Below are 5,177 nucleotides of genomic sequence, written 5' to 3'. Positions count from 1 at the left end.
TATCTCTACTGAGGTCTAATTCTTCAGCAACTTCAGCTAAGGGCGATTGACGGAAAAATTCTGAAAGTTTGCTTGGTTGTTCTGGGCGAGTATTGTGATTGTCCGTAGTCAAGCTTTGTGCCAACAGTTGGATAATATGCAGTTTATCCTTGGGAGAAAGTTGAAGAAGTTGTTTTTCAAGTTCTGGGATAACCATATAATTAATACTTTATTTATTTGCAATTTTATCACTAAATGAAGGGGTTGAGATTTAAGACAAGAAGATATAATTGTGGATAATTGCTGACAGATTAGCAATGCCAGTAAATGCACTTTTTCATAGGAGTAATGCAAATTTGGGAGATGCTAAAAATTGGTAATATAAGCCACTTGAATTTTCAGCACCCCCTACTTACAAAAAGTGAAAATTGAAAACTACATCTTCTTTTTAGTGAGAATAAGCACTGGTAATTGAGATAAACAATGCGATATCACCAAATCGCGTTGCAACCCATTTCTGAGAAAGTTGAATTTCCGCAGTTGTTAATACCTGAACTAAACTCGGACTCAAATTACTCTTACTTTCTTGAACCCCTCCCATTTGCTTCTTGCTTTCTTGATCCGTTAGTTCAATCCATACTGACTGCAAATCAAGGAGTTCGTCGATTAATATTTTATGATCAGACTTCATTAAAGTTGTCTCCAGATGTTATGGTGCTGACAGAATTTTAGTAGAAAATTAGAAGGAATTTATATGGGGGTAAATCTAGCGAGCGTTTCATTAGGGGTAAGACAGACTGAAAGTATTGCTACATATACTTTTTAATAATCCTTTCCTATGAAATAATTTAGACCTAACTCGCACAGGAGCTTTGGTTGATAGGTAGTTAGGAGTTTTAATACTGGGATAATTTTAGTCCTAAATTAAAGGGTTTCGATTTAAGATAAGAAGATATGATTTCAGGAGATTTCATCAATGGCATATATCTCCCAAAAAAACCTCACAAAAGAAGATTTTCTCTCTCAATATCAGGATAATCCCTGCTATGAATTAGCAGATGGAGAACTAATTAATCTGGAACCCACTGGACATCATGAAACGGTGGATGGAAATTGGCATACACCTGGTTGCAGAACAAATCCCCTGATTTATTCCTCGCACTTGTTTAATTTACCCCTTTGCAGATGCAGCTACTTTTAATGTTTGTCAACTTGCTGAAGATATTTATACTCTGCAACAATATCGCATGAATCAATTAATTAATTCGCCGCTTTTGCCTCGTCTTCAACTATGTTTAGATGATGTTCTTCCTCGTCGGGGAGGAGAGGACTGAAGTCCTCACTACGAACTATTTAGTTAGTTGAGAAAAAATTGTTTCCCAGTGTATAACAGGTGGTCTTGTGCCTTTGTTGACTAAATTAAATGCTTGGTTGGCTGTTGATGGGTGAAAAATAGATTCTACACACGCAGCAGCTACGTCAATGCGGCTTGCATCTCCGGCTAGTTGGTCGCCAGTTTCTACTATTACACCCTGTTTTCCGCCTGTCTTGGCCTTGAGTAAGGTGTTGAGGTCGTAGGATGTGTAAGGGCCATCAATTAAGCGTCCTGGACGAATAATTGTATAGGGTAATCCAGAATTGATAATGGCTTGCTCTCCTTTTTCTTTGGCATCAAGGACACCAAAGGCGTTGAGAATATTAAAAGGTGGCTGGTCTTTACGGTGAACTCCCACTGAAGAGACGAAAACAAAGCGTTTGAGATGGGAAGGTGCTACTGATACTAAGTTGGTGACACCTCCAGTATCTACTTTTGGGGGGTTATTCTTAGCTATGCGATCGCGATATCCTGAGTCAATTAAAATTTTTCCCCATTCGAGTAAGTTGGGTTTGGGTTCAAATTCCCATCTCTGGGAAGGAAAGGCAGTAGTTCCAGTACAACAGATAATATAGTTGATATGCTGGATGGCTGGGGCCAGTGTGCTGATATCACGGATGTCACCAACTGCAATTTCTACCTTTTCATTAAACATTTTTGCGGCTTTGGTGGCGTTGCGGGTGAGGATACGCACTTTCATTCCCTTCTCTAGCAAATTGGCTGTGACAAGCTGACCTACGCCACCAGTAGCACCAGCAATTAGTACTAAATCTTCAACTGAGGCTGTTACATTAGTCATAAACTGATTTTAAGATAGTTAATGCTAATCTAGCCAATACTTTGAGTGTAATGTTTCTGTCTAAAGAAAGCGATAGCGCACAAAAACCCGGTCATAATAACCGGGCTTTTGATTAAGGAAGTGAGGATATGTTCCCCGATAAGTTATAAGAAGTTCTGTATAATTCGCTGTACTGATAAGTAATACCACTATAGCCAAAACAATTCCGGAAAATATAGAAAAATTTTTCAGGATCTTAACTCCCCCAGGCTACAGAGATTCCCTAGTAAAGCACGGCGTAAATAAGCATACTAGTGAAAAAAGTGCGAAATTCCCAAATAAAAGCCTTTTGACTTTTAACTTTTGACTTCCGCGTAGCGGTAATACCCATTACCCTGGAAAATATATTAAAATCAATGACTTGAGTCATAAAGAGAGCAATCATGGCATCCATCCGCGAGTTGCACGAACAATTAATTAAAAAAGAATGTTCTGCTGTTGAAATTACCCAAGAAGCTTTAGACCGTATTCAATCCTTAGAACCGAAATTACACAGTTTCTTACACGTAACGACAGAGAAGGCATTAGCGCAGGCTCATGCTGTGGATGCCAAAATCGCTGCTGGTGAAGAAATAGGACTACTGGCGGGGATTCCTATCGGCATTAAAGATAATTTGTGTACTCAGGGGATTCCTACTACTTGCGCTTCTCGAATTTTAGAGAATTTTGTGCCGCCTTATGAATCAACTGTTACCCAAAAGTTGATTGATGCTGGGGCTATACTTATCGGCAAAACCAATCTAGATGAGTTTGGTATGGGTAGTTCTACAGAAAATTCTGCCTATCAAATTACGAATAATCCTTGGGATTTATCACGGGTTCCCGGTGGTTCTTCTGGAGGTTCGGCGGCGGCGGTGGCGGCTGATGAATGTGTTGTATCTCTGGGAACTGATACGGGCGGTTCTATTCGACAACCTGCGGCTTTTTGTGGTGTGGTGGGAATGAAACCAACTTATGGGTTGGTGTCTCGCTATGGTTTGATTGCTTATGCTTCATCTTTGGATCAAGTTGGACCATTGGGACGCACAGTAGAAGATACGGCTATAGTATTGAATGCGATCGCAGGTTACGATCCCAAAGACTCCACTAGCCTCAAAGTGGAAATCCCTAACTACGCCGCTAGTTTAAAACCGGACTTCAGAGTCAGAAGCAAGCTGCGAATTGGGGTGATTAAAGAAACTTTTGGTAATGGGTTAGACTCTGTTGTGGAACAAGCTGTTACTAAAGCCATAGATGTATTACAAAGTTTGGGAGCCGAGGTTCATATTATTTCCTGCCCCAATTTCCGCTATGGCGTACCTAGTTACTACATCATTGCGCCATCAGAAGCATCAGCCAATCTAGCTCGTTACGATGGTGTCAAATACGGTTTCCGGGCTGAGGATGCAGATAATCTGTTATCTATGTATACTCGTACCCGCTCCACTGGTTTTGGTACAGAAGTTAAACGCCGGATTATGATTGGTACTTACGCCCTGTCAGCCGGCTATTATGACGCATACTATCTGAAAGCCCAAAAAATTCGGACTCTGATTAAACAAGACTTTGAAAAAGCGTTTAAGAAGGTTGATGTATTAGTTACTCCTACTGCTCCCACCACAGCATTTAAAGCAGGAGAAAAAGTTAGTGACCCTTTAAGTATGTACTTAAATGACTTGATGACTATTCCCGTAAATTTGGCAGGTTTACCGGGTTTAAGTGTACCTTGTGGTTTTGATGAACAGGGATTACCGATTGGATTGCAGCTAATTGGCCAGCTGCTTCAAGAAGATCAACTATTTCAGGTAGCTTATGCTTATGAGCAATCAACTAGTTGGCTGGCGAATCAGCCGCAACTGTAAAGAAAGTGCTGAGTGCTGAGTGCTGAGTGGGGAAAGTTTTGAGTGAATAAAGTGCTGAGTCAATTTTCCCCCTGCACCCTGCACCTCTACCCCTCTGCCTCCTATTCTGGTTTTGTTTTGGTTTCTTGAGTAGGGACTGCATTTTGTGGTTTTGCTTGAGATTCGGGTGTGAGTTTGGAATTAAGGACATAAATCAATCCGACAGAAGCCAGTAATAATAAGAGCGCATAGGGGACAAAAAGAGGTATGTGTATATCTAGTTTTTTGGCTGAATTTTGACTTTCATTGTGAGTATATTCAGGAAAATCATTAATTTCAAAGGTATTTGCTAAAGCCTGTCCATCCAATCCGATGACATCACCATAACGACGAATAAAGCCTTGTACATAAACAGATTCGGGTAATGCGTCAAAGTCCCCTGCGTCTAATGCTTTCAATAAACTTAGGCGAATATTTGTTTGAATTGCTATTTCTTCTATATTTACTGATTTTTCCTGTCTAACTCGCAGTAAATGTTGAGTTATTTCTTGCAATTGCTTTTCTTGGGCTTGAGTTAAAGGCTTCACAATCTTTTCCTAACTAAAGACTAATATTTCTTATGCCCAGTAATATTACTTAAGCACGTAAACGTTTTTATTAGGCATAATATTTCGATCAGTTTAATTTTAAAGGGAAATTACTGAAGCTTACACAGTTAACAAATATTATTTTATTTATAAATATTTGTTAAAGTATAAATTCAAGTACTTAAATATAGATAAACCTCAATTTTCAATGCAATTGTCTTTCAAATTACTACTTTCGGTAGTGGTAGTTGCTGTTATAATCCCCTACTTTGCTATTTGCTTACTTCTTTTTGTGAAACAGCATAAGTTCATTTTCTTTCCCTCTAGTGTGATTGAAAGAACACCAGCGTTTTTTAATCTTCCATACGAGGATGTATGGCTACCTGTAAAAGTTAGTAATGGTCAGACGCAACTGATTCACGGTTGGTGGATTAAAGCTCCGCAACCAGATGCTGATGTGTTGCTGTATCTGCATGGTAACGCTATCAATGTTAGCGCAAACGTTGGTCATGCAAATCGGTTGAATCAACTAGGATTTTCTGTGCTTCTAATTGATTATCGCGGGTATGGTCGCAGTG

The 5,177-nt window shown here is 39.6% G+C and carries 5 protein-coding genes and 2 pseudogenes; 3 read left to right on the top strand and 4 right to left on the bottom strand.

The features are described from left to right. Together VB654_RS00370 and VB654_RS00365 are read right to left on the bottom strand one after the other, a co-directional pair. A partial coding sequence (locus VB654_RS00370; protein ID WP_323211249.1) for a hypothetical protein occupies positions 1 to 196 on the bottom strand: 196 nt, incomplete at its 3' end. A 231-nt stretch (positions 197 to 427) separates the two neighbouring features. Then, a complete protein-coding gene (locus VB654_RS00365) occupies positions 428 to 670 on the bottom strand; it encodes a hypothetical protein (protein ID WP_323211247.1) in 243 nt (80 codons plus the stop codon). A 285-nt stretch (positions 671 to 955) separates the two neighbouring features. Between VB654_RS00365 and VB654_RS00360 the strand changes: the two are divergent. Then, positions 956 to 1,313, top strand: a pseudogene (locus tag VB654_RS00360) (hypothetical protein). Between the two features lie 15 nt (positions 1,314 to 1,328). On the opposite strand, the gene VB654_RS00355 reads toward VB654_RS00360, so the two are convergent. Further along, complete coding sequence (locus VB654_RS00355; protein WP_323211246.1) at positions 1,329 to 2,153, bottom strand: SDR family oxidoreductase; 825 nt, start codon at positions 2,151 to 2,153, stop codon at positions 1,329 to 1,331. 422 nt (positions 2,154 to 2,575) lie between these two features. On the opposite strand from VB654_RS00355, the gene gatA reads away from it, so the two are divergent. After that, positions 2,576 to 4,033: an Asp-tRNA(Asn)/Glu-tRNA(Gln) amidotransferase subunit GatA gene (gatA, locus tag VB654_RS00350; RefSeq protein ID WP_323211244.1), complete on the top strand. Its 1,458-nt coding sequence runs from the start codon at positions 2,576 to 2,578 to the stop codon at positions 4,031 to 4,033. Between the two features lie 101 nt (positions 4,034 to 4,134). Here the strand turns inward: gatA and VB654_RS00345 are convergent, their stop codons facing one another. Next, positions 4,135 to 4,599: a helix-turn-helix domain-containing protein gene (locus VB654_RS00345; protein ID WP_323211243.1), complete on the bottom strand. Its 465-nt coding sequence runs from the start codon at positions 4,597 to 4,599 to the stop codon at positions 4,135 to 4,137. Between the two features lie 208 nt (positions 4,600 to 4,807). On the opposite strand from VB654_RS00345, the pseudogene VB654_RS00340 reads away from it, so the two are divergent. After that, positions 4,808 to 5,177: pseudogene (locus VB654_RS00340) on the top strand (phospholipase); the annotation flags it as partial.

This window comes from Nodularia sp. UHCC 0506, assembly GCF_034931045.1.
In the GTDB taxonomy this organism is placed as follows: domain Bacteria; phylum Cyanobacteriota; class Cyanobacteriia; order Cyanobacteriales; family Nostocaceae; genus Nodularia.
This window is presented reverse-complemented; position numbering and strand designations above follow the sequence as displayed.

Coding starts and splice junctions, on each gene's coding strand:
- VB654_RS00365 (WP_323211247.1), bottom strand. CDS start 670: ATGAAGTCTGATCATAAAATATTAATCGACGAACTCCTTGATTTGCAG.
- VB654_RS00355 (WP_323211246.1), bottom strand. CDS start 2,153: ATGACTAATGTAACAGCCTCAGTTGAAGATTTAGTACTAATTGCTGGT.
- gatA (WP_323211244.1), top strand. CDS start 2,576: ATGGCATCCATCCGCGAGTTGCACGAACAATTAATTAAAAAAGAATGT.